This window comes from Paraburkholderia sp. J94 (assembly GCF_905220285.1).
GTDB lineage: Bacteria > Pseudomonadota > Gammaproteobacteria > Burkholderiales > Burkholderiaceae > Paraburkholderia > Paraburkholderia tropica_A.
Map to the genome: position 1 here is coordinate 158,013 of NZ_CAJMZH010000001.1, position 25,339 is coordinate 183,351.

Sequence of the window (25,339 nt, forward strand, 5' to 3'; positions counted from 1 at the left end):
AAAAGGCGCACGCTTCACGGCGTGCGCCTTTTTTCATGGCGTTTTGCGGTGACGGCGCGAAGCCGTCGGGCGCGGATTAAAACGTTTCCCAGTCCTCATCGCTGCCCGCGGATGCGACGGCGGGCGAGGGCATTGCGGGCTTCGGCGCGCCTTCGCTTTTCGCTTTCGCCGCGAGATTCGGACGCTTCAGAACCTCGTTCGATTTCGCGGCTTGCGCAGATGGAAGCGCTTGCGTCGCTTGCGTGGATTTCGCGGCAACAGGCGCGCTGCGAACCGCTTGCACGGCGCGCGTTGTACGGCGCGCGGATTGCGTCGATGCTTGCGCGGTCGTATGGGTGTTCGTCTGCATCGCCGTCTGCGAACCGATGCGGAACACCGCCACCACATCGCGCAAGCCATTCGACTGCGCGGCCATCGACTGCGCCGCCGCCGACGCTTCTTCCACCAGCGCCGCGTTCTGCTGCGTGACTTCGTCCATCTGCGAGACGGCGCGGTTCACCTGCTCGATGCCCGTGTGCTGTTCCTCGGAAGCCGCCGCGATCTCGCCCATCAGATCGGCCACGCGGCGCGCCTGCTGGACCACTTCGTCGATCGTCGAACCCGCTTCGTCGACGAGCTTCGAACCTTCCACGACCTGCGCGACCGATTGCCCGATCAGCTCCTTGATTTCCTTCGCCGCGCCCGCGCTGCGTTGCGCGAGCGTGCGCACCTCGCCCGCGACCACGGCGAAGCCGCGTCCCTGTTCGCCCGCGCGCGCCGCTTCCACGGCCGCATTGAGCGCGAGAATATTGGTCTGGAACGCGATGCCGTCGATCACGCCGATGATCTGCTCGACACGCTTCGACGTCTCCGAAATATCGTGCATGGTCTGCACCACGCGGCGCACCACGTCGCCGCCGCGCGCGGCCACGTCCGACGCGTTCACGGCGAGCGTGTTGCCCTGGCGCGCGTTGTCGGTGTTGTGCTTCACCGTGGTCGTGAGCTGCTCCATGCTGGCAGCCGTTTCCTGAAGCGAAGCGGCCTGCTCCTCGGTGCGCGACGAGAGATCGAGATTGCCCGCGGCGATCTGCTGCGCGCCCGTCGTGATCGATTCCGCCGAAGTCTGAATGCGCTGCACCGTATCGACGAGCTGATGCTGCATCTGGCTCATCGCATGCAGCAGGCTGCGTTCGTCGCCGCTCGCGACCTGCACGCGCGCCGTGAGATCGCCCGAGGCGATGCGCTCGCAGATATCGGCCGCATAATCGGGCTCGCCGCCGAGGCTCGCGCGGATGCTGCGGATCAGCCAGAACATGCCGAGCGTGAGCGCCGCGCCGATCAGCATCACGAGCGCGAGATTGCGCAGCAGCGAGCCGTAGAAGGCGTCGTCGATATCGTCGACGTAGATGCCCGTGAACACGTGCCAGTCCCAGTCCGGCACGAGATCCGCATAGGTGATCTTGCCGACCGGCTTGTCGTGGCCGGGCTTGGGCCAGACATAGGTGCTGAAGTGATTGCCGCCCGGCGACGAGCTTTTGACGATCTCCGACGCCACGGGCGTGCCATTCGGATCGGTCATGTTCGCCTGGCTCTTGCCTTCGAGTTCGGGCTTGGGCGGCACGAGCAGCGCGAGCACCGAGCTGTCGTAGATGCCGAAGTAGCCGCTCTGGTCCGCGCCGTAGCGCATGACGCGCAGCGCGCCGATGGCCTGGCGCTTGGCCTCGTCGACGGACAGATGGCCCGCCGCCGCTTCCTTCTGGAAGTAAGTGACCGTGCCGAGCGCGGTCTGCGTCTGCTGCGCGAGCGACGCCTTGCGGTCGTCGAGCATCCCGGTGCGCGTCATGATCGCGTTGACCACGACCATGACGATGAGTGCGATCCACAACAGCGCGACGATGCTCCACGCCTTCTGATTCAACGATAGTCGCTTCACGTTTTCCTGATTCCCGTGCGGCTCCAGATGGAGCGGTCCCCGTTCCTTGGCGGGCCGTCGCGACGCGCGCGCGTCGCGGGGCAGCCCGGTTCATGGCGAAAAGGCGATGCATGGCCGCCTTCCCGACCTGTTTATCGGCGCGGGCGAGGGGAACTGAAGGCGCGCGATGCGCGGCGCATGACATTTCGCAAATCGTTTGCGATCGTCTGGATAGGCGCGGATTTCAGGGCTGACGCTCCGCCGCGTGACTTTCAGGACGCGGCTTCGATCGCCTCGATCAGCGCTTTCAACACGCTTTCGATCGCCGACGACAGGCGCCGGTCGCGCATCGTCGTGATGCAGAGGCTGCGCTGGCTCAGCTCGGGTTCGTCGATGGGGCGCGCGACCAGCGCGAGGTCGTCGGCGAGATGCTGGAGGCCCGCGAGCGAGAGGCGGCTGCCGAGCGTGATGGCGTTCGCGAGCGCGGCGAACGCATGCAGCGCGCTCGAATTGTTGCTCGTGAGGATCGGCTCAAGCTGGACGCCCTGGCGCGCGCAGCATTCGTCGAGCAACTGGCGCGCGGTGTTGCCGCGTTCGAGCAGCGCGACCGGATAGCCGCGCAGGTCCGCGAGCGTGAGCGACGCGCGCTGCGCGAGCGGATGCGCCGGATTGAGCAGCGCGCAGACGCTCGCGCGCGCGGTGTATTCCACGTGCACTTTCGCCGGATCGCCGCCCGAAAACGCGAGGCCGAGATCGACTTCGCCCGCCGCGACCCAGTGCTCGACCTGCGCGGGCGTGCCCGCGCGCAGCATGAAATGCACGTGCGGCACGGCCGCGTGATGGCGCGCGAGCGCGCTAGGAAGGAACGAGCGCGTGAAGCCCTCGGTGCAGCCGACGCGCACGATGCCGCGTCCGAGCGCCTTGGCGGCGGCAATGTCGGCGAGCACGGCGTCGCCTTCGAGCAGCGCGCGGCGCGCGTGCGCGGCGAGCCGTTCGCCCGATTCCGTGAGCACCATGCCGCGCGGCATGCGCTCGAACAGCGGCGTGCCGACGTCCTCTTCGAGCTTGGCGATCTGGCGGCTGATGGCCGAGACGGCCACGTGCAGCGTCTGCGAGGCGGCGGCGAGCGAGCCGGTGCGCGCCACTTCGACGAAATAGCGCAGGGCGATGCCGTGCAGCATGAGGACACTCTCCGGGGATGGAATCGTTGTGCGTTGCCTTTTCGGCAATGCTATCCGCAAAATTTGAAATTGTTGCGAATTTTTGGCGTTCCTAGACTGGTTTCCATTCCGCAGCATCGCAATCGCAGCGAATTCGAATCGCAAACCCATCGAAAAATTCGCATCGCCGAAATGAAAGGAGACTTCGTGAACGCCAACGTCAATGTGGACAGGAACGCCGTGCAACGCCAGCAGGCCATCGACGCCGCGCTGCATCACTTCGATAGCGGCGACTTCCTGCGCGACCTCGAACGCCGCGTGGCGTTTCGCACCGAAAGCCAGAATCCCGCGCAGGCCGACGCGCAGCGCGCCTATCTGAGCGACGAGATCGCGCCCGCGCTCGCGCAACTGGGCTTCACGAGCCGCCTCGCCGCGAATCCGGTGAACGCGCGCGCGCCGTTTCTGATCGCTGAACGCATCGAAGATCCGGCGCTGCCGACCGTGCTGACCTACGGTCACGGCGACGTGGTGCGCGGCTACGACGACCAGTGGCGCGCGGGCCTCGCGCCGTGGCGCGTGAGCGTCGAGGACGACCGCTGGTACGGACGCGGCTGCGCCGACAACAAGGGCCAGCATTCGGTCAACTTCGCGGCGCTCGCGGCGGTGCTCGCGGCGCGCGAGGGCAAGCTCGGCTACAACGTGAAAGTGATCTTCGAGACCGGCGAGGAGATCGGTTCGCCGGGTCTCGATGAAGTCTGCGCCGCCGAGCGCGACGCGCTGGCCGCGGATGTCTTCATCGCCTCCGATGGTCCGCGCGTGAGCGCGCAGCGCCCGACGATCTTCCTCGGCTCGCGCGGCGGCGTAACCTTCGAACTCCTGATCGATCTGCGCGAGGGCGCGCATCATTCGGGCAACTGGGGCGGCGCGCTGCGCAATCCCGCCATCGTGCTCTCGCATGCGATCGCGAGCCTCGTCGACCGGCAGGGCGCGATCGCGGTGGAGGGTCTGCGTCCGCCGCCCGTGCCCGCGAGCGTGCGCGCCGCGCTCGCCGACATCGAACTGGGCGGCGACGAGAACGCGCCCGCCGTCGACGCCGACTGGGGCGAGCCGGGCCTCACGCCCACCGAACGCGTGATCGCCTGGAACACGCTCGAAGTGCTCGCGTTCAAGTCCGGCAATCCCGATGCGCCCGTCAACGCGATTCCGCCGCGCGCGCACGCGACCTGCCAATTGCGCTTCGTCGTGGGCACCGATTACCGGCGTGTGGGCGAGCATCTGGAGGCGCATTTCGCACGGCTCGGTTTCGCCGACGTGCGTGTGCGCGTGACGCAGACGGCGGCCGCCACGCGCCTCGATCCCGACGACGCCTGGGTGCACTGGGCGCTCGATTCGCTGCGCGCGAGCACGGGCAAGAAGCCCGCGCTGCTGCCGAACCTGGGCGGCACGGTGCCGAACGACGTGTTCGCCGAAACGCTCGGCCTGCCGACGCTGTGGGTGCCGCATTCGTATCCCGCCTGCGCGCAGCACGCACCGAACGAGCATCTGCTCGGCAGCGTCGCGCGCGAGTCGCTCGCCGTGATGGCGGGACTCTGGTTCGATCTCGGCGAGGATGCGAAGCGTCTTGCGTCAGGTTCCGCGAGCGCTGAAAACCGCGCCGCCCGCTAGCCGTCATCGTCACTCTTGCCTGCGCCGCGCGCGCCCCACACCATGTCCACGAAACGCACGCCCAGTCTCACGCAACTCGTCGTCGCCACGTCGGTCGGCAACGCGCTCGAATGGTTCGACATCGCGATTTACGGCTTTTTCGCGGTGTTTATCGGCAAGCACTTCTTTCCGGCTGCGAACGAGACCGCTTCGCTGTTGCTGACCTTCGGCGCGTTCGGCGCCTCGTATCTCGTGCGCCCGCTCGGCGGCATGGTGCTCGGCGCGTATGCCGACAGGCGCGGCCGCAAGGCGGCGCTGATGCTTTCGGTGAGCCTCATGATGCTCGGCACGGCGATCATCGCGCTGGTGCCCGACTATGCCGCGATCGGCGTGGCCGCGCCGCTGCTCGTGCTGGCGGCGCGGCTCGTGCAGGGCTTCTCGGCGGGCGGTGAATTCGGCGCGTCGACGGCGTTGCTGATCGAGCACGCGCCGCATCGGCGTGGCTTTATCGCGAGCTGGCAGTTCGCGACGCAAGGGCTCGCGACCTTGCTGGCCGCGTCGTTCGGCTATGGCCTCGCGAAGTCGATGGCGCCCGCCGATCTCGCCGCGTGGGGCTGGCGTCTGCCTTTCTTCTTCGGCTTGCTGATCGGCCCGGTGGGTCTGTATCTGCGGCGCTTTCTTCAGGATGCCGAGGACTTCACCGAAGGCGAACGCAGCGAATCGCCGGTGCGCGCCGTATTCGCGCAGCAAAAGCGTCTCGTGCTGACATCGATTGGACTCCTGACGGTTTCGACAGCGGTGAATTATCTGCTGCAATACGTGCCGACGTTCGCGATCCGCGAACTGCATCTGCCGGCGGCCACGGGATTCGCGGCCACCATGCTGGGCGGCGTGATTCTCACGGTGGTCACGCCGTTCGCGGGCCTGCTCTCCGACCGTATCGGCCGACGCCGCCAGATGACGTGGATCGCGCTGCTGTTCGCCGTGAGCGCGTATCCGGGCTTCGTCTGGGCGACGTCGAGCGGCAGCGCGTCTTCGCTCTACGTGCTGATCGCCTGGCTCGCCCTGCTGAAGTCGATCTACTTCGGCGCGCTGCCCGCGCTCATGGCCGAGATCTTTCCGCCCGCCACGCGCGCGACCGGCATGGCGATCGGCTACAACGTGGGCGTGACGGTGTTCGGCGGCTTCACGCCCGCGATCGTCACGTGGCTGCTCGGCGCGACCGGCGACAAGAGCGCGCCCAGCTATTACCTGATCCTCACGGCGACCATCAGCCTCGCCGCGCTCGCGTGGGTCAGCCGCGTGCCGATGGAGCCGCTGCCGCGCCGCGCGGCGGCGTGAAGGTCGCAAGCGACGCAAGCGACGCAAGCGACGCAAGCGCCGTGAGCGGCGCGCACGGACTTCACGCTGTCACCGCCGATGTGTTAGGTTGTCCGACGATGCGCGCGTCGGCGCGGGCCGAGCCGCGCGGCGAAAGGACAGGGCATGCAGACAACCGAACTCAGCGACTGGAATCAGTTCATGGCGCTCACCACGCAACTCGACGGGTGGGCGTTTCGCGGGCAGCAGAATGCGCAATGGCGGCTGGAAAGCTCGCTGTCGCGCTATATGCGCGACTATGTGGGCGACCACGAGCAATGGCGCTCGCGCGAGGAACGCGCGATTCGCGTGTTCCGCCGCAAGGCGCATAACTTTCTCGCGCATCCCGCGATACTCGAAGACGACCTGCGTTGCCTCGCGCTGATGCAGCACCACGGCGCGCCCACGCGTCTGCTCGACTTCACCAAGAGCCCATTCGTGGCCGCGTTCTTCGCACTCGAACGCGCGACCGGCGACGCGGCGGTGTACGCGCTCAATACGCCCGCGCTCTGGAATAATCGCGCGCGTCCGAAAACCGATCCCGTGCTCACACGCGACGTGATCGATCCGCGCGTGCCCGGCCATTTCGAACGCTATTTCTTCTGCAATACGAACGAAATTCTCTGGTCCGGCGAGCCGACCGAAATGGACGACCGGCTGGTCGCGCAGTCGGGCACCTTCGTGGTGCCGGGCGTGATCGATAAACCGCTTCAGGCGATTCTCGATGGCTATGAGAGCAACGAAGAACTGCTGCATCAGATCGTGCTGCCCGCGCGCATCCGCATGGACGCGATGAAGTGGCTGTATCGGATGAATATCACCAACGCCTCGCTGTTTCCGGGCCTCGATGGGCTTGCGCGCTCGATCGGGGTGGAACTGGAGATCGTGTGGTCGGGGATGACGCAGGCGCAGTGAACGCCGCTCACGCCTGACACACCAAACCCGGCTTAGGCTCCAGCAAATTCCGCAACGTCTGCAACGAAACCGGCCGCGAGAACCAGAAGCCCTGCGCCTCGTCGCAACCGAGTTCGCGCACGCGCTGCGCCTGCGCGGCGGTCTCGATGCCTTCGGCGGTCACGCTCAGATCCAGCGCGTGTCCCATCGAGACGATCGCGGCCACCAGCGCGTCACTGCGCGCGTCGGTGCCCATCTTCGCGATGAACGAGCGGTCGATCTTGAGTCGGTTCAGCGGCAGGCTCGCGAGCCACGCGAGACTCGAATAGCCGGTGCCGAAATCGTCGACGGCCACCTCGATGCCGAGCGCGCGCAACGCGTGCAGCGTGCGCACGGTGCGCTCGGTGTCGGTCAGCAAGAGGCTTTCGGTGATTTCGATTTCGAGCTGCTCGGGCGCGATGGCGGCTCTTTCCAGCGCGCGCTCGATCTGCTCGATCAGACGCGGATTGGCGAACTGCTGCGGCGAGACGTTGACGGCGACCTTCGTGGGCGTGCGCGCGAGGCGCTGCAACTGGCCGATTTCGCGGCATGCCGTGTCCATCACCCACGCGCCGATTGCGTCGATGAGCCCGGCCTGTTCGGCCACGGGGATGAATTCGGCGGGACTCACGAGGCCGTATGCCGGATGACGCCAACGTAGCAATGCTTCGGATTGCGTAATATGCCCCGTCTTCAGCGAGACGCGCGGCTGATAGTGCAGAAAAAATTCGCGGGCGTCGATGGCGCGCCGCAGCGCCTGTTCGAGTTCGAGCTGGCGCGTGGCGCGCGTTTCCTGCGCGCGCGCGAAGCGGCAGAGCTGGCCGCGTCCCGCGCGCCGCGCTTCCGAAACGGCCACGCCCGCGCGGCGCACGAGCGTGGCGGCGTCCTCGCCGTCGGCGGGAAAGCGCGCCGCGCCCACGCTCATGGTCGCGCCGCGCGTCGGCTGCGCGCGGTCCGCGCGTGCGAACGCGTCGATCAGTTGTTGCGGGAGGCGGCTCGCGTCGTCGCCGAGACCGGGCAGAGCAATCGCGAACTGATCGCCGCCAATCGAGCCGACCGCGCTCTCGCCGCACTCGGTCTGCACGAGCCGACGCAAGCGCTCGCCCGCGTATTCGAGCACGAGATCGGCGCCATCGGGACCGAGCGCGTCGCGCGTCTTGTGCAGATCGTCGATCTCGACCACGAGGACCGTGAGCGCCGTGTCCGCGCGCCGGCAGCGTGCAAGCGAGAGATCGAGCCGTTCGAGGAACAACTCGCGATTGGGCAGATGCGTGGCGCGGTCGTGATGCGAAACGTACCAGAGCTGCGCCTCGGCCTGCGCGTGACGCGTGGTGTCGACGGCGATGCCGATGTAACGCGCGTCGCGCGCGCCCGGCAGCGGCGCAAGCGCGAGCGAGACCGGCACGCGCGTGCCGTTGCGCTTCACATAGGCCCATTCGCCCTGAAAACCTTCGATGCCGCTCGCGCCCGCGAGCGGCCCGATGCGGCGCGCGAGTTCGGCGGGATCGTGCAGCGCGATGAATTTGCGCTGGCCGATCAGGTCTTGCGCGCGATAGCCGGTGAGCTGTTCGTAGGCGGGATTCACGCGCGCGAACACGCCATCGGCGCGGCACAGAAATGCGCCGAAGGGCGCGGCGAGAAAGGCCGTTTCGTAGACGGTGGACGTGCTCATCGAAGTCGCGTGTAGTCCGTGCGGGCGTGCGCCGCACGTGGGGTTATGCGCTTCGTTCAAGCAGGAGCCATGCCACGGCGCGGCGGCATCCGGTGCGTGCGCAACGGAGCGAGCGTGTTGCCGGGCACGCGGTCGGGTTACGTAACGCGGCGCGTGCGCCGACTGCGCGCGTTACGTTACGCCGGACGATGGCGCGTGACGGTCATGCACGCTCATACGCAGGCACGCGCGCGTTACGGCGCTTCAGGCATCGGCAGATTCAGAGCGGGCGCGAGCCGCGTGGCCTTGAACTCGGTGACCGCGTAACTGGCGAGCCCTTGCTGCGCGAACGGATCGGCGGCGAGGATCGCATCGAGACGCGCGCGATCCATGTTCGACGCGACGATCACGCCGCCGTCGCGCGGCAGCTTCGGCCCGGCGGCGATGAAGTTGCCGGCGGCGAACTGCGCATCGAGATAGACGCGATGCGCGGGCAGCGCGTCGTCGATGCGTTCGTGCGAGACGAGATAAGTCAGGTTGACGATGTACATGATGATTCCGTGACAGTGGGCGAGGCCATGGTAGAGGCGCGCGATCAGGCGGCGTGGGCGCCCTCCGTGAGGCCGCGCAGCGCCGCATACTGCAACAACATAATCGTTTTCCCATCGACGATCTCGCCGCGCTCGATCATCGCCAGCGCCTCGCGCAACGGCAGTTCGAGCACTTCGAGATCCTCGCCTTCATCCGCGAGCCCGCCGCCTTTGCCGGTGCGCAGCGAGGCATCGTATTCGCCGAGATAGAAGTAGAGCTTCTCCGTCACCGAGCCGGGGCTCATGAACGCCTCGAACACCTTGCGCAGATTGCGCACGCGATAGCCGGTTTCCTCTTCGACTTCGGCGCGGATGCGGTCCTCGGGCGAGGCGTTGTCGAGCAGCCCGGCCGCCGTTTCGATCAGCATGCCGTCGTGGCCGTTGACGAAGGCGGGCATGCGGAACTGGCGCGTGAGCACGACATTGCCGGTCGCGGGATCGTGCAGCAGGATCGTCGCGCCATTGCCGCGGTCGTAGGTTTCGCGGCTCTGGCGCTGCCAGCTGCCGTCGCCGCGCCGGTAGTCGAACGTGACCTTCTTCAGCACGTACCAGTTATCGGACAGCAGGGTGGTATCGACGATGCGGACGCGGTCGCGGGTGGCGGTCATGCGAGTCTCCAATGGCGGTTTTCTGGGCGCGAGCCGGAACGCAGCGCGTGCGTGAGCAGCACGAATCCGGCTCGATCTGCCTTGCATGGTAACGTGCAGACTCGTGCAATTTCAAGAAAATTCGTGCAAACCGCCGATGGAAAAAAGGGACGCCTATCGGCTCCGGCTTTTCCGCGCCGTCCCCGCCGCGGTTTTGCCACGCGCTTTCACCGCAGTCGCTTCGTCCACCTCAGTCATCTCCGCAGCCGCTTCGTGCTGCGCGCGCACGATCTCGATCAGCCGCCGCGCGGCGGGCGACAGATAGCCGTCGTTGCGATGCACGACGCCGAATTCGCGCGTCATCGTCGTGACGGGGTTCGGCAGTTCGACCAGCGCGGGCGTGAAGCGGCCCGCCTCCAGATTGCGCCGCGAAATAAAGCTCAGCAGGCCGGTTTCGGCGATCAGGCGCGGCACCGCCGCGATCGAACTCGTCATCACGGCGGCGCGCGGCGCGGGCAGGCCGTGCGCCGCGAACACGGCTTCGAGCCACTGCCGCGTCGCGACCGACTGCGCGGGCAGCACCCAGCCGCACGCGGACATCGCTTCGAGCGTCGCGCGCTTGCCCGCGAGCGGATGCGTGGCGCTGGCGGCCACCACCACGTCATCGGCGAGGATGGGGATTTGCACCAGCGCGTCGTCGTGACGGCCGAGCGGCCCGATCACCACATCGAGCTGGCGCTTGCGCAAGGCGTCCTGCAACACGTCGTTCATGCCGATCTGCAGTTCCACGACCACGGCGGGCGCTTCCTCGTGCAGCACGCGGCAGGCGGTCGGCATGATGAATTCGGCGATGGTGGCCGCCGCGCCCACTTTCACGAGCCCCGACAAGCCCGCGCCGAGCGTGGCGATTTCGCGCTGGGTTTCGTCGAGCGTGCGTTCGACCAGGCGCACGCGCTCCTGCAGCAGCCGCCCGGCGTCGGTCAGGCGGATGCCGCGCCCGCTGCGCTCGAACAGCGCCGCGCCATAGGTCTGCTCCAGCCGGTCGATGCACTTCGAGAGCGCGGGCTGGCTCACGTGCAGCGCCTCGGCGGCGCGTCCGAGATGGCCGAGTTCGGCCACTTTCGCGAAATACATCAGGTCGCGCACCTGCAGATTCATGACCATGCGCGCCGCCTTCCGGCGTCTGCGCCGCGTGAGGAATTCATAGCTGATGGGAATGAAAAGATGAAAAATCGAAAATAGACATTATGAGTCGCGGTGTCAACAATGGCGTGAGGAAGCCATCAGGCCTTCGCGTTCAACAAGGAGACACCCGATGTCGTATCGCATTCTCGTCACCGCGCCGCGTCTGGCGCCCGCCGGTCAGCGCGTGCTGGCCGCCGCGCAGTGCGAGACCGTCTATATCGACGACGCCCAGGACGCCGCGCAGGTCGCGCGCATTCTCGCCACGCAGCCCATCGACGCGGTCATCTCGCGCACGGTCGAACTGAGCGGCGCGGCCATCGCGGCCTGCCCGACGCTGCGCGTGATCTGCAAGCACGGCGTGGGCGTGACCAATATCGACGTCGACGCCGCCACGCAGCGCGGCATTCCGGTTTTCACGACGCCCGGCACGAACACGCATTCGGTCGCGGAACTCGCGATCGGCCTGATGCTGGCCGCGGCGCGCAAGCTCAACTTCTTCGACAGCGAACTGCGCGCGGGCCGCTGGACCCGCACGGGCGACGGCCGTCAGCTGCATGGCCGCACGCTCGGCCTCGTCGGTTACGGGCAGATCGGCCAGCGCGTCGCGGCGATCGCGCATGCGCTCGGCCTGCACGTGCGCGCCTTCGATCCGGTCGCGAAGCAGGCCGACGCGCAGCCTTTCGTCACGCTCGAATCGTCGCTCGACGCGCTGCTCGCGCAGGCCGACGTGCTGAGCCTGCATTGTCCCGTCAACGCGCACACGCGCAATCTGCTCGACGCCGAGGCTATCGCGCGTTTGCCGGACGGCGCGATCGTCGTCAACACGGCGCGCGGCGAGCTGATCGACGAAGCGGCGCTCGTGGCCGCGCTGCGCAGCGGCAAGCTGGCGGCGGCGGGTCTCGACACCTTCCGCAACGAGCCGCTGCCCGCCGACGATCCGCTCGCCGCGCTGCCCAACGTCGTGCTCACGCCGCACGTGGGCGGCTCGACGCCCGACGCGCTCGACGCCGTCGCCGTGTCCGCCGCCGAAACCTGCCTGCGCTTCCTGCGCGGCGAGGTGGTTAATGCCGCCGCCTGCGTGAACGGCGCCGTGCTCAAGCATCATCAATCCGATATCAAGGTCATCGCATGAACTCCAACCAGGATCGGGCCGGCTGGCCCGCAGGCTTTTTCGTCGGCCAGCGCACCTCGCTGCCCAGCGCCGCGCAGATCGAGGCGTTTCGCAGCGTGCCGGTCGCGCATGCGGGCGACTGCATGGGCCGCAGCACCGGCGCTTACGGTCTGAGCGCTTATCACCACTCGGTCACGCTGACGATGTGCGGCCCGGCCATCACGGTGCGCGTGCGTCCCGGCGACAACATGATGATCCACAAGGCGATCGAACTCGCGCAGCCGGGCGATGTGATCGTCGTCGACGGCGGCGGCGATCTGACCCAGGCGCTGATCGGCGGGCTGATGCGCACGTCGGCGCTGACGAAGAAGATCGGCGGCTTCGTGATCGACGGCGCGATCCGCGACCTGGCCGAGTGGGCCGAAGGCGGCATTCCGGTCTACGCGCGCGGTCACACGTTCCGCGGTCCGAGCAAGGAAGGTCCGGGCGAAGTGAACGTGCCGATCGCGTGCGCGGGCATGGTCGTGAATCCCGGCGACCTGATTCTCGGCGACGCCGACGGCGTGATCGCCGTGCCGGTCGACCGGCTCGACGCGCTGCTGCCGCTGGTGCGCGCGCACGCCGACAAGGAAGACACGATCCGCGCGACCAACCAGGCGGGCAGCGCGGACCCGGAGCGCTTCAACGCGCTGCTGCGCAAGAAGGGCTGCCCGGTTTAAAACGCCGACGCGAACGCGAACGCGAACACGCAAACGCAGCGACATCAAAAAACAAGACAGGAGACTAGGCTATGCAATCGAGCACCCCCGTCGCCGGTGTGCATGATGCGCGCGAGGCGGCCGATGGGCCGCGTGCCGCAGACGGCGCGCACGAAGTCCATCGCGCCTATGCCGCGCCCGAGGTCCACGCGCGCCAGATTTCGGCGCGTCTCGACCGGCTGCCGCCCAGCGCGCCCGTGTGGCTCCTGATCGGCGCGCTCGCGCTCGGCGGCTGGTTCGAGATCTACGACATGTTCCTCACGGCCTATATCGGGCCGGGGCTCGTCAAGGCCGGCATCTTCACGAAGACGACGGCCTCGCTGTTCGATCTCGGCGGCCTGGGCGCGTTCGTCGCGGCGCTGTTTCTCGGGCTCTTTATCGGCACGATCGGCGTGGCGTTTATCGCGGACCGGCTCGGCCGACGCCGCGTGTTCGTCGGCGCGCTGCTCTGCTATACCTTCGCCGCCGTGATGATGTCGCTGCAGGACGCGCCCGGCTGGATCGTGTTCTGGCGCGTGGTGGCGGGCATCGGCGTGGGCGCGGAACTCGTGACCATCGACGCCTACGTTTCCGAGTTCGTGCCCGCGCGTTTGCGCGGCCGTGCCTTCGCGTTCGTGCAGGCGATCCAGTACACGTCGATTCCGACCATCGCGTTTCTCTCGTGGCAGCTCGTGCCGATCGCGCCGTTCGGTCAGGACGGCTGGCGCTGGGTCGTGTGGATCGGCTGCTCGGGCGCGGCGTTCGTCTGGCTGATCCGCCTCGGTTTGCCGGAAAGCCCGCGCTGGCTGATCCAGCATGGCCGCATCGCCGAAGCCGAAGCGATCGTCGCGCGGCTGGAAAAGCGCATCGAGCGCGCGACGGGCAAGCCGTTGCCGATTGCTCATGTCCCGCAGGTCGCGCCTCAGGTCGATAACGTTGCGCACGCAACTTCAACGGTATCAGCATCGACAGAAAGCGATAGCCCGTGGAACGCGCGCTATCGCCGCCGCACGATCATGCTGCTGGTGTTCAACTTCTTCCAGTCGATCGGCTATTACGGTTTCGCGAGCTGGGTGCCCACGCTGCTCGCCGAAAAAGGCGTGACGCTCACGCACAGCCTCTGGTATTCGTTTCTGATCGCCATCGCGAGTCCGCTCGGGCCGCTGTTGTCGATGCTGATCGCCGACCGCGTCGAGCGCAAATGGCTGATCGTCGGCGCGTCGGCGGCGATGGCGGTGCTCGGCGTCATCTTCGCGCAGCAGCGCGAGCCGATGCTGCTCGTCGCGATGGGCCTGCTGATGACGCTCGCGGGCAACTGCATGACGTTCTCGTACCGCACCTACCAGGCCGAACTGTTCCCGACGCGCATGCGGGCGCGCGCCATCGGCCTCGTCTATTCGGCGAGCCGCATCAGCGCGATGCTCTCGGGCTTCCTGATCGGCTTCTTCCTGCGTCACCTCGGCGTGCCCGGCGTGTTTGCGCTGATCGCCGGATCGATGTTCGTGGTGATGCTCACGATCGGCCTGTTCGGCCCGCGCTCGCGCGGCCTGAGCCTCGAACAGATCTCCGGTTGAATTCGCTTAATCTGGTTTTGCCCGAGGGCACCGCATGTTCTATCTCGATGAACCGCCGCGCGTCGTGCAGACGCGCGTGTTTTCCACCATGCCCGCGTGCTTTCGCCAGACCGGCGTGGGCTCGGCCTGGGCCGACGCCAACAAGGCGGGGCAGAGCGTCGACAGCTTTCTCGAAGGTCCGGCGTTCGACGCGCAAGGTCGGCTCTATGTCGTCGATATTCCGTTTGGCCGCATTTTCCGCATCGACGGAGACGGTACGCGCGATACCGACTGGACGCTCGTCGCGCAATACGACGGCGAGCCGAACGGCCTCAAGTTCCACCCCGACGGCCGCATTCTGATCGCCGATTACCGCAACGGCATCATGCAACTCGATCCGCAAAACGGACGCGTGGAGCCGCTGCTGACCTCGCGCAACGGCGAGTCGTTCAAGGGCTGCAACGACCTCGCGATTGCCGCGAATGGCGATATCTATTTCACCGATCAGGGGCAGACGGGCCTCCAGGATCCCACGGGCCGCGTCTATCGCCTGCGCGCCGATGGCCGGCTCGACTGCCTGCTCTCGAACGGCGTGAGCCCGAACGGACTCGTGCTCGATCCGTCGGGCCGCGTGCTGTTCGTGGCGATGACGCGCGACAACGCGGTCTGGCGCGTGCCGCTGCTCGACAACGGCGGCACCGCGAAAGTCGGCCGCTTCTGTACGCTGTTCGGCACGAGCGGCCCCGACGGCCTCGCGATGGACGAAGCGGGCCATCTCTACGTCGCGCACGCCTCTCTCGGCCATGTGTTCGTGTTCGCGCCGAACGGCGCGTGCATCGCGCGCGTGAAGTCGTGCGCGGGCGAGACGGTGACCAATCTCGCCTTCGGCGGGCGCGAACGCAAGCAGATCTTCATCACCGAATCGAAGCTCGGCAATGTGCTGGTCGCCGACGCCGTCGCGCCCGGCATCGCCTTGCCGCGCGTGGCCTGATCCGCTGCGAGGAGCGCGCCATGACCGCCGCCTTCAGCCTGAGCGACTATCCGCTCGCGAACCATTCCGCGCCGCGCACGGGCGCGTCGCCGCCTGTGCCGCGCCGTCTCGCGCGCGTGCTCTCGCTCGCCGATTTCGAAGCGGCGGCGCGCCGCCATCTGCCGCGCCCGATCTTCGCCTACGTGAGCGGCGGCTGCGAAACCGACCGCTCGCTGCGCGAGAACCGCGCCGCGTTCGATGAGTACGACTGGGTGCCGCGCGTGCTCGTCGATACCTCGCAACGCACGCTCGACACGACGCTGTTCGGCCACACCTATGCCGCGCCGTTCGGCATCGCGCCGATGGGCATCAGCGCGCTCTCGGCGTATCGCGGTGATCTGATCCAGGCGCAGGCGAGCGCGCTCGCCAATCTGCCGATGATCATGAGCGGTTCGTCGCTGATCCGCATGGAGGCCATCGCGCAGGCGAATCCGCAGGCGTGGTTCCAGATGTACGTGCCGGGCGAACCGGAGACGATCGCGGCGCTGGTGGATCGCGTCGCGCAGGCGGGCTTTCGCACGCTGGTGCTGACCGCCGATGTGCCGGTGTCGGGCAATCGCGAGAACAATCTGCGCGCGGGCTTTTCCACGCCGCTGCGCCCCGGCCCGCGTCTCGCGTGGGATGGGCTGACGCATCCGCGCTGGCTGCTCGGCACGGCGCTGCGCACGCTCTGGCGGCACGGCATGCCGCATTTCGAGAACTCGCGCGTCACGCGCGGCGCGCCGATTCTCTCGTCGAACGTGCTGCGCGACTTCGGCGCGCGCGATCATCTGAGCTGGGAACATCTGCGGATGATCCGGCAGCGCTGGCGCGGCACGCTGGTCGTGAAAGGCATTCTCGACGCGGACGACGCGCGCCGCGCGCGCGACCTCGGCGTGGACGGGCTGATCGTTTCGAATCACGGCGGACGTCAACTCGACGGCTCGATTGCGCCGCTGCGCGCGCTGCCGCGCGTGGTGGCCGCCGTCGACGCGGACTGCCCGGTGATGATCGACAGCGGCTTTAGGCGCGGCGGCGACGTGCTGATGGCGCTGGCGCTCGGCGCGCGCGCGGTGTTCATCGGCCGGCCGTTCAACTACGCGGGCGCGGTGGCGGGGCAGGCGGGCGTGCTGCACGCGTTCGCGATCGTCGCGGCGGAAATGCGCCGCAATATGGCGCTGCTCGGCGTGACGCGGCCCGATGAGGTCGATGCGAGTCGTTTGAGGCGGCGCGGCGCGTGATGAGTCAGTAGCGAGTCAATGTCGCGTTAATAACGAGCGCGCGGCTTCGGTCGTCGCGCTTCGCTCAGGTGAGGTTCAGCCCGCCATCCGAGAGCAGAATCTCGCCCGTCAAATAATCCGAAGCAACGAGCATGGCGACCGCCTGAGCGATGTCCTCGGGGCTGGCGGCGCGCCGCATCGGCGAGCGTTCTCTCCAGAGTTGCTGCGCCTGTGTCCACTCCGCGGTGAGCGGCGTATCGACGAGACCCGGCGCGACGGCGTTCACGCGCACATCGGGCGCGAGCGTGAGCGCGAGCAGGCGCGTGACGTGATTCAGCGACGCCTTGCTCGCCGCGTAGGGAATCGACGCGCCTTTGGGCCGCACGCCCGCATGCGAACTCACGTTGACGACGCAGCCCGCCTTGCCGCGCGCGGCGGCCTCGCGCAACATCGGCAGCGCTTCGGTGACGAGGCGAAACGGCGCGACTACGTTGACCTCGTTCATTTCTTGCCAGACATCGGGCGTGGCGGCGGCGAGATCGTCGTGAGGAATCACGCGGCTGATGCCCGCGTTGTTGACCAGCACATCGAGGCGGCCCCAGACAGCGCCCGCTTCGCGGATGAGCCGGGTTCGATCCGCATCGTTCGCCAGATCGGCCTGCACGTAGGCGGCGGATTCGAGTTCGCGCGCCATCGCGTGTCCGGCTTGCGCCGAACTGCGGGAATGCAGGATAACTGAATAACCGTCGGCGCAAAGACGGCGCGCAATCGCGGCGCCGATGCCGGAAGTCGAGCCCGTGACGAGGGCGACAGGTCGAGTGGTTTGCATGAGGGCAGTGAGGGATTGGAGCGAGCCAGCCGTCGATTGTCGATGATTCGGCGGAGGCTGTCACCCGCGCTCCTCGCGCAGCCAATCGATCAATGCCCGCAGCGACGCGCCGTCGCGCGCGACTCGCGCCAGTCCCACTCGCCTGCGGCCTGCGCGAAACAGCGCCGCGCACGCCGCATCGAATCGCCGATACGTCCGCTTACTTGAGCAGATCGCGGATCGCTTCGCCCACGCCGGTCGCCGACTGCGGGTTCTGGCCGGTCACGAGTTGGCCGTCGACGGCCACGGTGCAGGTCCATTGCGCACCGGGCTGCATTTGCGCGCCGCGCTGCGCGAGCGTGCTGGAGAGCAGGAACGGCACGACGTCGGTGAGCCCGACCGCTTCTTCCTCGGCGTCGGTGAACGCCGCGACCTTGCGGCCCGCGACCAGATAGCGGCCGTCGCTGAGCGTCACGTTGACCAGCGCGGCCGGGCCGTGGCAGACCGCGCCCACGACGCCGCCCGCTTCCCACACCGCGCGGGTTGTGTCGTTGACGGCCGCGCTCGTCGGGAAGTCCCACATCGCGCCGTGGCCGCCCGCGAAGAAGATCGCGGAAAGCGTGCTCGCATCGACATCGGCGAGCGCTGTCGAGCCTGCAATCGCGGCGCGAAAACGCGCGTCGTTCCAGTAGCGCGCGTTGACCGGATCGTCGAGATCGAGACCGTCCACGGGCGGCTCGCCGCCCTGGATCGAGGCGAATTCGACCGGGATGCCGGCGGCTTCGAGCACGGCGAGCGGATGGGTCACTTCCGAGAGGTAGAAGCCCGTCGGGTCGCCGCCTTCGCCTTTGCTGCCGTGGCTGGTCATGACGATAAGTACCGGTTTCATGTCGATGTGCGAAAGAGTGAGTGTGGGGACAGCGTGTGGGGACAATCAGGCAACGACGTCGTGCGCGCGTTCATCCGCGCGTTCATCCGCGCGTTCGTCCGCAACATCGCCCGTGTAATGCGGATAGTCGGTGTAACCGCGCGCATCGCCGCCGTAGTACGTGCGCTGATCGACCTTCGCGATGGCCCAGCCGTGGCGCAGGCGCTCGACCAGGTCCGGGTTCGCGATATAGGGCGCGCCGAACGCGGCGAGATCGATCGTGCCATTGCCGATCAGCGTGCTGGCCTTCTGGAAATCGAGGCCGCCCGCGAGGATCAGCGTGCCACGGTACGCCTCGCGGAAGCGTTCGAGAAAACCTGCCGGCATGGCGGGCGCGCCGCGGCTCGCCTGATCCATGATGTGCACGTAGGCGATGCCGCGCGCGCCGAGTTCGCGGGCGAGATAGAGGAAGGTTTCCGCTTCGCCCTCGAAGTCGCCGAGTTCGTGCAGGCGGCCAAACGGCGAGAGCCGGATGCCGACGCGCTCGCGGCCGATGCGCGCGATGCAGGCGTCCACCACGGCGAGCGCGAAGCGCGCGCGGTTTTCCACGCTGTCGCCGCCATAGGCGTCCGTGCGGTCGTTGACCGCGCCGTTGATGAACTGCTCGACCAGATAGCCGTTCGCGCCGTGAATCTCGACGCCGTCGAAGCCCGCGGCCACGGCGTTCTGCGCGGCGTTCGCGAAGTCCTCGATCACGCGCGCGATCTCGTCGAGCGTCAGCGCGTGCGGCTGGCTGGCCGTCACGAACGCGGGCTGGCCGTGGTCGTCGTAACCGAATGCGGAACTCTTCGCCGCCTGCGCGGACGTTGAGCTGACCGGCGCCGCGCCGCCCGGCTGTAGCGAGACGTGGCTCATGCGGCCCACGTGCCAGATCTGCGTGAAGATCGTGCCGCCGAGATCGTGCACCGCATCGGTGACGTGGCGCCACGCGGCGACCTGCGCATCGTTCCAGATGCCGGGGCAATCGACGAAACCATTGCCTTCGGGACTGATCGGCGTGCCCTCGGTGACGATCAGGCCCGCGCTCGCGCGCTGCGCGTAATAGCGGACCGTTTCCTCGTTCGGCACGTGGCCCGGCGCGCGGGCGCGCGTCATCGGCGCCATCGCCACGCGGTTGCGCAGCGGTCGGCCCGCGAGATCGTATGCGTCGAAAAGTGTCGTCATGTGGCTTCCTGTACTTGGCTGCGGCGTGCGTGCGCCTTCGAGACATCCATTGTGGCCGCCGTGCATTCCTTTTCCTAGCTGGTGCAATGGAATATCATTTATGAAATTAATTCTCGAATAAGCGGTGACATGGACAGTCGAAGCGGAGAGATGCGGGTCTTCACGCGCGTGGTCGAAACCGGCAGTTTTTCGGCGGCGGGCAAGACGCTGGAGCTGACGCCGTCGGCGGTCAGCAAGGTGATCAGCCGCCTCGAAGAACGGCTTGGCGTGCTGCTGTTCCAGCGCTCCACGCGGCACCTCGCGGTGACCAACGAAGGGCGGCTGTTTTACGACAGTTGCGTGCGCATTCTCGACGACATCGACGAAGCCGAGCACGGCATTTCGGAAGGCATCACGGCGCCGCACGGCGCGCTGCGCATCAACGTGTCGATTCCGATGGGCACGCATTACATCGTGCCGCTGATGCCGTTGTTTACGGCGCGTTATCCGGGCATCCGCGTGGATCTGTCGTTGACGGACGCGGTGGTGGATTTACAGCGCGAACGCGTCGACGTCGCGGTGCGCACGGGGCCGTTATCGGATGCGAATTTCCACGCGCGCAAGCTCGGTTCGACGGGGCGCGCGGTCGTGGCCGCGCCGGGATATCTGGAGGCGCACGGCGTGCCGCGCGCGCCCGAGGATCTCGCGGGCCACCGCTGCTTCAATTTCAATTTCCGACGCTCGATGGACGAATGGCCGTTTCGCATCGACGGGCGCACGTTTCACTTTCCCGTGCGCGGCGACATTCTCACCAACAACGGCGCGACGATGCGCCAGCTGACGCTCGCGGGGCTCGGCATCAGCCGCCTCGGCCTATTTCATATCAAGGACGATCTGGCTTCCGGGCGGCTGGTGGAATTGCTGGCGGATTACAACCCCGGCGATATCGAGGATATCCACGTGATTTTCAGCAATCAGCGCCATATGACGGCGCGCGTGCGGGTATTTATCGACTTTCTGGTGGAAAAGCTGGGGCCGGTGTTGCAGGGGTGAGGGTCGAGCGAATCGACGCGACGACAGTGGCGAGAAACTGCGTGATGGCCGCTTCGTTGTCGGGCGTTTGCAGCGCGGTTTTGACGTCTTCCGGCGATTTTCCGACCAGAGGAATGCGCAGAAAGGCGGAGTCGAGAAAGCCGTCGCTGATGGTGGAGAGAACGAGCCGCAGCGAGGCGAGCATGTCTTCGCCGCGATGTGACGCATGCGCGATGGCGATGGGTTTGCCGATCACTTCGAATCGGGAAACCATCCAGTCGATGGCGTTCTTGAGGCCGCCTGGCAGGGCGCGGACGTATTCGGGGCTGGAAATGATGATGCCGTCGGCGCGTGAGACGAGTTCGATGAATCGGGCCACTGGGGCGGGCAGCGCGCCGTGCTCGGCGTCGGGTGAAAAAACCGGCAATTTGTCGAGCCACGCCACGACGGACAACTCGGCGCCTGGCGGCAAATAATCCTGCATCGCCATCAGCAAGGCGGTATTGGTGGACTCGCGGCGCGTACTGCCGGAGATGGCCAGCAACTTCATGTTGTCGAATTCCTGGTCGGTTAAGTCGGGCCGGTTGAGCCTGGTCGGTTAAGCCGGGTCGGGCCGTGATTCAGCAATAGCCGCTGCGCAGCGCCGTCGCCCAATCGGGTCGTCCGTTCTGTTGCGCGATTGCCGAGGCGGTGTCCCAGTCATAGGCCACGGCGCGACATTCCGCGATCCAGCCCGACTCGGTGAGCGTGGCGAAGGCATAGCGCGCGTGCGGCGAGCCCATTTCCATCCGATGCGGAAATGGCCGGTCGTCCGCGTAAGCCTGAAGGCCGACGCTGCCCGGATCGTAAAGGGCGAGAGGGGATTGTCGCCAGTTTCGGGCCGTTGACGCAATGGCTCATTTCAACGCCGATAAAAAGGGAAATGCGCCATCCATCGTAAGCGTGCCGCTGATGTTCTCGAACACCGCATGGAATAAGCGGCCCGCCTCGCGTGTTTCGGTGAGGTTGAGAGTGGCGTGCATAACGGGAGGCATCATGCGGTTCGCGGTACTGGGCGCCGGCGCGGTCGGCTGTTATTTCGGCGGCATGCTCGCGCGCCATGGTCATGACGTGGTCTTGATTGGCCGGGCGGCGCATGTCGCGGCGATGAATCAGGACGGTTTGCGCATTCAGTCGCAATCGTTCGACATGCGGCTGCCCGTGCGCGCCGCAACCGATATCGAGGCCGCCGCCGACGCCGATGTCGTGTTCGTCTGCGTGAAGTCGACCGATACTACCGAAGCCGCTCGCGGGCTCGACGCGATGCTCGCGCCGGATGCGATCGTGGTGAGTCTGCAAAACGGCGTCGACAACGCCGCGCTCTTGCGCGAACGCCTCGCGCAGCCCGTGATTTGCGCGGCCGTGTATGTCGCGAGCGAAATGGCCGGGCCCGGTCATCTGCTGCATCACGGCCGGGGCGAACTGGCGATCGAAGCGTCGCTTCAGAGCGAAGCCCTGGCGCGCGTGCTGCGTTCGGCCAGCATTCCCACGGAAATCGCCGCGGACGTGCGAACGACGCTGTGGCAAAAGCTCATTCTCAACTGCGCCTATAACGCGGTTTCCGCGATCGTGCAGTTGCCGCTCGGCGCCATGGCGCATCGCGACGCGCTGCGCGACACCATGCGTGAAGTGGTCGCCGAATGCCTGGCTGTGGCCGCCGCCGAAGGCGTGCACTTCGAGCACGACGCGGCGCGCATGGTCGAGCAGATCGAAGCGACGATTCCGGGTGGTCAATATTCGTCCACCGCGCAAGATCTGGCGCGCGGCAAATCTAGCGAGATCGACTTTCTCAATGGCGCGATCGTGCGGCGAGGCGAGATCGCGGGTATTCCAACGCCCGCGAATCGCACGCTGCATACGCTGGTGAAGTTACTCGAAGAAAAGAACGCACGTCATTTTGAGCGCTGATTTTTTTGCGCGCTTCAGTAATCACGATGATCGTCTTTATCACAATCAGATAACACGTTGAGAATATGAGCAACGCAATGAATTACGCAAACGAGTCCATCGATCTCGCCGTTGCCGCGTGGCATGACGCGATCGAAACATTCTGCCGATTGCAACCGGACGGCGACGTAAAAGCAGGACCGCACGGCACGCGAGCGATGGTGAGCGGCACGCCGGTATCGGTATTGAACGCGGTCATCAGCACGACGCGCGAGCCCGATGTGGACGAGTTGAGCGCGTTCGCTGCATCGTTCGGCAACAAGGGCCTTCCGTGGAGCATTCAGTCGCGCGGCACGGGTGGCGATGCTGCGATTGAGCCAATCGCGATGCGCTGCGGCCTGACGCAGTCCTTCGCTCTGCCGTTCATGATGCGGCGTCTGGATGCCGACGTAACGAACGTGACGCTGCCCGATGCGGTCAGCATCCGGCGTGTTCCCCCGCAAGATCACGAGGTGTATAACCGCGCGCTGGCCTGCGGCTACGAAGCGCCCGAACAGGTCTTCAGAGGTTTCAGCGCGCCCGCTGTTTTGGGTGCCGAAGGCATGACGGCTTATCTGGTTGAAGAAAATGGAACTGCCGTTGCGACATCGTTCGGCGTGCTGATAAATGGGCACGTGGGCGTATTCAACATATCGACACAACCCGCCTACCGGCGACGCGGCTACGCGCGCGCGGCAACCGCCGCAGTGCTGCGCGACGCGTATTTGCAGGACGCTCACACCGCCTTTCTTCATTGCACGCCCGCAGGACGCGGCGTTTATGAATCGATGGGCTTTTCGATTGCGGAAACGTGGCTGGTCTACGCGACGCCCTGATGCACGCCGATTGACACACTCATATAAACGTTGATGCGATGAGGTAAAAACATCATGAATCTGCAACTGAATGGCAAGCGTGCGCTGGTGACGGGCTCGACCGCCGGACTCGGCGAGGCGATTGCGAAACTGCTGGCGGCGGAAGGCGCGACGGTAATCGTCCACGGCCGCAGCGGCGATCGTGCAAGCGCGGTCGTGGAAGCGATCACGGCTGCGGGCGGCCACGCCGAGATCGCGCTGGGCGATCTGGCCACCGACGCGGGAGCGGACGCCGTGGCCGCGCAATCGCGCGAAGGCGGTGCGATCGATATTCTGGTCAACAACGCTGGCTATTATCACCATCTGAACTGGGTCACGGCGTCGCCCGACAAATGGATCGAGACCTACGAGGTCAACGTGCTGTCCGCCGTGCGCATGATCCAGCGTCTCGTGCCCGCGATGCGCGAGCGCGGCTGGGGGCGCGTGATCCAGATCGGCGGCGGGCTCGCGGGTCAGCCTGTTCCCATGCAGCCCGATTACAACGCGTCGCTGGCGGCGCGGCACAATCTGGCGGTGTCGCTGGCGCGCGATCTCAAAGACTCGGGCGTGACCTCGAACATCGTGGCGCCTGGCGCGATTCTCGTGCCGTCCGTCAAGGCGCTGCTGGAGAAGATCGCGCCGCAGCACGGATGGGGCGAGACGTGGGAGGACATCGAGCGCGGTTGTGTGCGCGATATGGTGCCGAACGACGTGGGCCGTCTTGGCCGCCCGGAAGAGATCGCGGCGGCCGTTGCCTATCTGGCGAGCCCTTATGCCGATTATGTGAGCGGCGCGACGATCCGGGTCGACGGCGGCACGATTCGGTCTGCGTTTTGAGTGTGGGACGGTGAGTGTATGGTGTTGACCGGTGATCGCCGGGCGGGACTTCGATGTATCAACAGTGGCGATCCTTGCCGCAAAGATCACGGATCTTATCTAACCCAACGCAGAGGAATGGTCGTTGCAGACGGTCCGGCATGCTCACTTTGTTTCGGGTAGCGCGAGGTGCTCACAGTCGACGCCGCCATCAAGCACACGTGGCGACGTGATCGCGTTGGCCCTTTGCCGTACAGACTCGTGACGGTTCGGCTTCTCACTGTGCAAGTGAAAAAGCGGTCATTTCAACGGTGGTTTCGCTATTACCGTTGTGATAGTTTGTCCAACCGGTTTCGAACTTGACGATCGCCTTTACGCTGGGCGCATACCAGTAGGTCGAATGGATTTGCACCGCTAGCCCACCGCCAAGGTGCTTTGCATACACGCCGCGTATGACGATCTTGTAAGCGTCAAACGCTCCAGCGCGCACCAGAACACGCTCGAACGCCACGACCTTTACATCCTCGGCGATGTCTGCAATCGCCGAATGGGTGCGCTTGAGATCGTGGAAACTCCAGCTCTTGCCGACCCTCATCGGAAAGCTAAGCCATCCGATGCTGGGTTCCCATGTTGTGTCGCCGCTTCGAAACATGTCGCCCTGGTTGTTGAGATCGACCTCGTAGGGCGGCTCGCCGTTTTTCGACGCGTCGATTCGCGTCTGATTCCCACTCACTGCCATGACTGTCTGTACGGTCGTGTCGCCGGGGTCGCCGTTCGCCTTGACTGTCGAAAACGTCCACGTGTCACCGACCTGGTAGACCGGTGCGTCGGCAACAGGCGTAGTGGGCTCCTGGGCGGAAATAGGTGTGATGAGGGAGGCGAACAAGACTGCAGCATGACCATACCGGTGCAGACGTATAGGGAACCGTGCCGTCGGGACGTTGGGATTCATGTGCTACCTCCTGCGCGGCGCAACTGACGAACGCGCAAGAGAACGCCGCTTCATAGAGGATAGGTAATAACGGAAAAAAATATCCCTCGATTCGCGGGTCCATTTCGGCCAATCCGGAAATCAGGATCAACTCCACGTTTGACAACTTCAGCGCAACTATTGAAGCGGTTCGATGTTCTCCACGGAATCTGAAAGCCTGCTTCGGCTGATT

The 25,339-nt window shown here is 66.2% G+C and carries 24 protein-coding genes and 1 pseudogene; 12 read left to right on the forward strand and 13 right to left on the reverse strand.

Features of this window, described 5'->3' with window-relative positions:
* Positions 1-76: 76 nt before the first annotated feature.
* Positions 77-1,912 (reverse strand): methyl-accepting chemotaxis protein, encoded by a 1,836-nt coding sequence (locus tag U4Y88_RS00695; protein ID WP_321781580.1) that lies wholly within the window; start codon positions 1,910-1,912, stop codon positions 77-79.
* A gap of 251 nt (positions 1,913-2,163) precedes the next feature.
* The gene (locus U4Y88_RS00700) at positions 2,164-3,072 is read right to left on the reverse strand and encodes a LysR family transcriptional regulator (protein WP_321781581.1); all 909 of its coding nucleotides are present in this window, start codon (positions 3,070-3,072) and stop codon (positions 2,164-2,166) included.
* A gap of 186 nt (positions 3,073-3,258) precedes the next feature.
* Between U4Y88_RS00700 and U4Y88_RS00705 the strand changes: the two genes are divergently transcribed.
* The 3 genes from U4Y88_RS00705 (at position 3,259) to U4Y88_RS00715 (ending at position 6,969) form a co-directional block, all read left to right on the forward strand.
* Positions 3,259-4,716, forward strand: a complete 1,458-nt coding sequence (locus U4Y88_RS00705; protein ID WP_415774375.1) for a M20 family metallopeptidase — start codon at positions 3,259-3,261, stop codon at positions 4,714-4,716.
* A 42-nt stretch (positions 4,717-4,758) separates the two neighbouring features.
* The gene (locus tag U4Y88_RS00710) at positions 4,759-6,036 is read left to right on the forward strand and encodes an MFS transporter (protein WP_310630278.1); all 1,278 of its coding nucleotides are present in this window, start codon (positions 4,759-4,761) and stop codon (positions 6,034-6,036) included.
* Positions 6,037-6,180: 144 nt separating this feature from the next.
* Positions 6,181-6,969 (forward strand): FRG domain-containing protein, encoded by a 789-nt coding sequence (locus U4Y88_RS00715; protein WP_321781582.1) that lies wholly within the window; start codon positions 6,181-6,183, stop codon positions 6,967-6,969.
* 7 nt (positions 6,970-6,976) lie between these two features.
* On the opposite strand, the gene U4Y88_RS00720 is transcribed toward U4Y88_RS00715, so the two are convergent.
* The 4 genes from U4Y88_RS00720 to U4Y88_RS00735 form a co-directional block, all read right to left on the reverse strand.
* The gene (locus U4Y88_RS00720) at positions 6,977-8,659 is read right to left on the reverse strand and encodes a putative bifunctional diguanylate cyclase/phosphodiesterase (protein WP_321781583.1); all 1,683 of its coding nucleotides are present in this window, start codon (positions 8,657-8,659) and stop codon (positions 6,977-6,979) included.
* A 233-nt stretch (positions 8,660-8,892) separates the two neighbouring features.
* Positions 8,893-9,189, reverse strand: a complete 297-nt coding sequence (locus tag U4Y88_RS00725) for a YciI family protein (RefSeq protein ID WP_224011797.1) — start codon at positions 9,187-9,189, stop codon at positions 8,893-8,895.
* 44 nt (positions 9,190-9,233) lie between these two features.
* Positions 9,234-9,836 (reverse strand): NUDIX domain-containing protein, encoded by a 603-nt coding sequence (locus U4Y88_RS00730; protein WP_321781584.1) that lies wholly within the window; start codon positions 9,834-9,836, stop codon positions 9,234-9,236.
* 153 nt (positions 9,837-9,989) lie between these two features.
* The gene (locus tag U4Y88_RS00735; RefSeq protein WP_224011799.1) at positions 9,990-10,979 is read right to left on the reverse strand and encodes a LysR family transcriptional regulator; all 990 of its coding nucleotides are present in this window, start codon (positions 10,977-10,979) and stop codon (positions 9,990-9,992) included.
* A 151-nt stretch (positions 10,980-11,130) separates the two neighbouring features.
* On the opposite strand from U4Y88_RS00735, the gene U4Y88_RS00740 reads away from it, so the two are divergent.
* From U4Y88_RS00740 to U4Y88_RS00760, 5 genes are all read left to right on the forward strand, one after another.
* Positions 11,131-12,132 (forward strand): hydroxyacid dehydrogenase, encoded by a 1,002-nt coding sequence (locus U4Y88_RS00740; protein WP_321781585.1) that lies wholly within the window; start codon positions 11,131-11,133, stop codon positions 12,130-12,132.
* Positions 12,129-12,830, forward strand: a complete 702-nt coding sequence (locus U4Y88_RS00745) for an RraA family protein (RefSeq protein WP_224011801.1) — start codon at positions 12,129-12,131, stop codon at positions 12,828-12,830. Before U4Y88_RS00740 ends, U4Y88_RS00745 begins: the two co-directional genes overlap by 4 nt.
* Positions 12,831-12,901: 71 nt before the next feature.
* Positions 12,902-14,422 (forward strand): MFS transporter, encoded by a 1,521-nt coding sequence (locus U4Y88_RS00750; protein WP_321781586.1) that lies wholly within the window; start codon positions 12,902-12,904, stop codon positions 14,420-14,422.
* Between the two features lie 34 nt (positions 14,423-14,456).
* Complete coding sequence (locus U4Y88_RS00755) at positions 14,457-15,392, forward strand: SMP-30/gluconolactonase/LRE family protein (protein WP_321781587.1); 936 nt, start codon at positions 14,457-14,459, stop codon at positions 15,390-15,392.
* A gap of 20 nt (positions 15,393-15,412) precedes the next feature.
* Positions 15,413-16,651: an alpha-hydroxy acid oxidase gene (locus tag U4Y88_RS00760; RefSeq protein ID WP_321781588.1), complete on the forward strand. Its 1,239-nt coding sequence runs from the start codon at positions 15,413-15,415 to the stop codon at positions 16,649-16,651.
* A gap of 64 nt (positions 16,652-16,715) precedes the next feature.
* On the opposite strand, the gene U4Y88_RS00765 is transcribed toward U4Y88_RS00760, so the two are convergent.
* From U4Y88_RS00765 to U4Y88_RS00775, 3 genes are all read right to left on the reverse strand, one after another.
* Positions 16,716-17,459, reverse strand: a complete 744-nt coding sequence (locus tag U4Y88_RS00765; RefSeq protein ID WP_224011805.1) for an SDR family NAD(P)-dependent oxidoreductase — start codon at positions 17,457-17,459, stop codon at positions 16,716-16,718.
* Between the two features lie 199 nt (positions 17,460-17,658).
* Complete coding sequence (locus U4Y88_RS00770) at positions 17,659-18,327, reverse strand: type 1 glutamine amidotransferase domain-containing protein (RefSeq protein WP_321781589.1); 669 nt, start codon at positions 18,325-18,327, stop codon at positions 17,659-17,661.
* Between the two features lie 45 nt (positions 18,328-18,372).
* Positions 18,373-19,530 (reverse strand): alkene reductase, encoded by a 1,158-nt coding sequence (locus tag U4Y88_RS00775; RefSeq protein WP_321781590.1) that lies wholly within the window; start codon positions 19,528-19,530, stop codon positions 18,373-18,375.
* 150 nt (positions 19,531-19,680) lie between these two features.
* Between U4Y88_RS00775 and U4Y88_RS00780 the strand changes: the two genes are divergently transcribed.
* A complete protein-coding gene (locus tag U4Y88_RS00780; RefSeq protein WP_310629912.1) occupies positions 19,681-20,562 on the forward strand; it encodes a LysR family transcriptional regulator in 882 nt (293 codons plus the stop codon).
* Here the strand turns inward: U4Y88_RS00780 and U4Y88_RS00785 are convergent.
* The 3 genes and pseudogenes from U4Y88_RS00785 to U4Y88_RS00795 all read right to left on the reverse strand — a co-directional run bounded on the left by U4Y88_RS00785 (position 20,516) and on the right by U4Y88_RS00795 (position 21,578).
* Complete coding sequence (locus U4Y88_RS00785; protein WP_321781591.1) at positions 20,516-21,091, reverse strand: NADPH-dependent FMN reductase; 576 nt, start codon at positions 21,089-21,091, stop codon at positions 20,516-20,518. The two genes, U4Y88_RS00780 and U4Y88_RS00785, sit on opposite strands and share 47 nt — an antisense overlap.
* A 70-nt stretch (positions 21,092-21,161) precedes the next feature.
* Positions 21,162-21,392: pseudogene (locus U4Y88_RS00790) on the reverse strand (metallophosphoesterase); the annotation flags it as partial.
* A 45-nt stretch (positions 21,393-21,437) separates the two neighbouring features.
* Positions 21,438-21,578: a hypothetical protein gene (locus U4Y88_RS00795; RefSeq protein WP_321781592.1), complete on the reverse strand. Its 141-nt coding sequence runs from the start codon at positions 21,576-21,578 to the stop codon at positions 21,438-21,440.
* Here U4Y88_RS00795 and U4Y88_RS00800 point away from each other — a divergent pair.
* From U4Y88_RS00800 to U4Y88_RS00810, 3 genes are all read left to right on the forward strand, one after another.
* Positions 21,577-22,488 carry a ketopantoate reductase family protein gene (locus U4Y88_RS00800; protein WP_321781593.1) on the forward strand — a complete coding sequence of 304 codons (912 nt, stop codon included), beginning with the start codon at positions 21,577-21,579 and terminating at the stop codon, positions 22,486-22,488. The genes U4Y88_RS00795 and U4Y88_RS00800 overlap by 2 nt on opposite strands.
* 65 nt (positions 22,489-22,553) lie before the next feature.
* Positions 22,554-23,342 carry a GNAT family N-acetyltransferase gene (locus tag U4Y88_RS00805; protein WP_321781594.1) on the forward strand — a complete coding sequence of 263 codons (789 nt, stop codon included), beginning with the start codon at positions 22,554-22,556 and terminating at the stop codon, positions 23,340-23,342.
* A 54-nt stretch (positions 23,343-23,396) separates the two neighbouring features.
* Positions 23,397-24,197, forward strand: coding sequence for an SDR family NAD(P)-dependent oxidoreductase (locus U4Y88_RS00810; protein WP_310629916.1), 801 nt, complete (start codon positions 23,397-23,399; stop codon positions 24,195-24,197).
* A gap of 256 nt (positions 24,198-24,453) precedes the next feature.
* Here U4Y88_RS00810 and U4Y88_RS00815 read toward each other — a convergent pair whose 3' ends face one another.
* A complete protein-coding gene (locus U4Y88_RS00815) occupies positions 24,454-25,128 on the reverse strand; it encodes a hypothetical protein (protein WP_321781595.1) in 675 nt (224 codons plus the stop codon).
* Positions 25,129-25,339 lie beyond the last annotated feature (211 nt).

Coding starts and splice junctions, on each gene's coding strand:
- U4Y88_RS00700 (WP_321781581.1), bottom strand. CDS start 3,072: ATGCTGCACGGCATCGCCCTGCGCTATTTCGTCGAAGTGGCGCGCACC.
- U4Y88_RS00710 (WP_310630278.1), top strand. CDS start 4,759: ATGTCCACGAAACGCACGCCCAGTCTCACGCAACTCGTCGTCGCCACG.
- U4Y88_RS00715 (WP_321781582.1), top strand. CDS start 6,181: ATGCAGACAACCGAACTCAGCGACTGGAATCAGTTCATGGCGCTCACC.
- U4Y88_RS00720 (WP_321781583.1), bottom strand. CDS start 8,659: ATGAGCACGTCCACCGTCTACGAAACGGCCTTTCTCGCCGCGCCCTTC.
- U4Y88_RS00725 (WP_224011797.1), bottom strand. CDS start 9,189: ATGTACATCGTCAACCTGACTTATCTCGTCTCGCACGAACGCATCGAC.
- U4Y88_RS00730 (WP_321781584.1), bottom strand. CDS start 9,836: ATGACCGCCACCCGCGACCGCGTCCGCATCGTCGATACCACCCTGCTG.
- U4Y88_RS00735 (WP_224011799.1), bottom strand. CDS start 10,979: ATGGTCATGAATCTGCAGGTGCGCGACCTGATGTATTTCGCGAAAGTG.
- U4Y88_RS00740 (WP_321781585.1), top strand. CDS start 11,131: ATGTCGTATCGCATTCTCGTCACCGCGCCGCGTCTGGCGCCCGCCGGT.
- U4Y88_RS00745 (WP_224011801.1), top strand. CDS start 12,129: ATGAACTCCAACCAGGATCGGGCCGGCTGGCCCGCAGGCTTTTTCGTC.
- U4Y88_RS00750 (WP_321781586.1), top strand. CDS start 12,902: ATGCAATCGAGCACCCCCGTCGCCGGTGTGCATGATGCGCGCGAGGCG.
- U4Y88_RS00755 (WP_321781587.1), top strand. CDS start 14,457: ATGTTCTATCTCGATGAACCGCCGCGCGTCGTGCAGACGCGCGTGTTT.
- U4Y88_RS00760 (WP_321781588.1), top strand. CDS start 15,413: ATGACCGCCGCCTTCAGCCTGAGCGACTATCCGCTCGCGAACCATTCC.
- U4Y88_RS00765 (WP_224011805.1), bottom strand. CDS start 17,459: ATGCAAACCACTCGACCTGTCGCCCTCGTCACGGGCTCGACTTCCGGC.
- U4Y88_RS00770 (WP_321781589.1), bottom strand. CDS start 18,327: ATGAAACCGGTACTTATCGTCATGACCAGCCACGGCAGCAAAGGCGAA.
- U4Y88_RS00775 (WP_321781590.1), bottom strand. CDS start 19,530: ATGACGACACTTTTCGACGCATACGATCTCGCGGGCCGACCGCTGCGC.
- U4Y88_RS00780 (WP_310629912.1), top strand. CDS start 19,681: ATGCGGGTCTTCACGCGCGTGGTCGAAACCGGCAGTTTTTCGGCGGCG.
- U4Y88_RS00785 (WP_321781591.1), bottom strand. CDS start 21,091: ATGAAGTTGCTGGCCATCTCCGGCAGTACGCGCCGCGAGTCCACCAAT.
- U4Y88_RS00800 (WP_321781593.1), top strand. CDS start 21,577: ATGCGGTTCGCGGTACTGGGCGCCGGCGCGGTCGGCTGTTATTTCGGC.
- U4Y88_RS00795 (WP_321781592.1), bottom strand. CDS start 21,578: ATGATGCCTCCCGTTATGCACGCCACTCTCAACCTCACCGAAACACGC.
- U4Y88_RS00805 (WP_321781594.1), top strand. CDS start 22,554: ATGAGCAACGCAATGAATTACGCAAACGAGTCCATCGATCTCGCCGTT.
- U4Y88_RS00810 (WP_310629916.1), top strand. CDS start 23,397: ATGAATCTGCAACTGAATGGCAAGCGTGCGCTGGTGACGGGCTCGACC.
- U4Y88_RS00815 (WP_321781595.1), bottom strand. CDS start 25,128: ATGAATCCCAACGTCCCGACGGCACGGTTCCCTATACGTCTGCACCGG.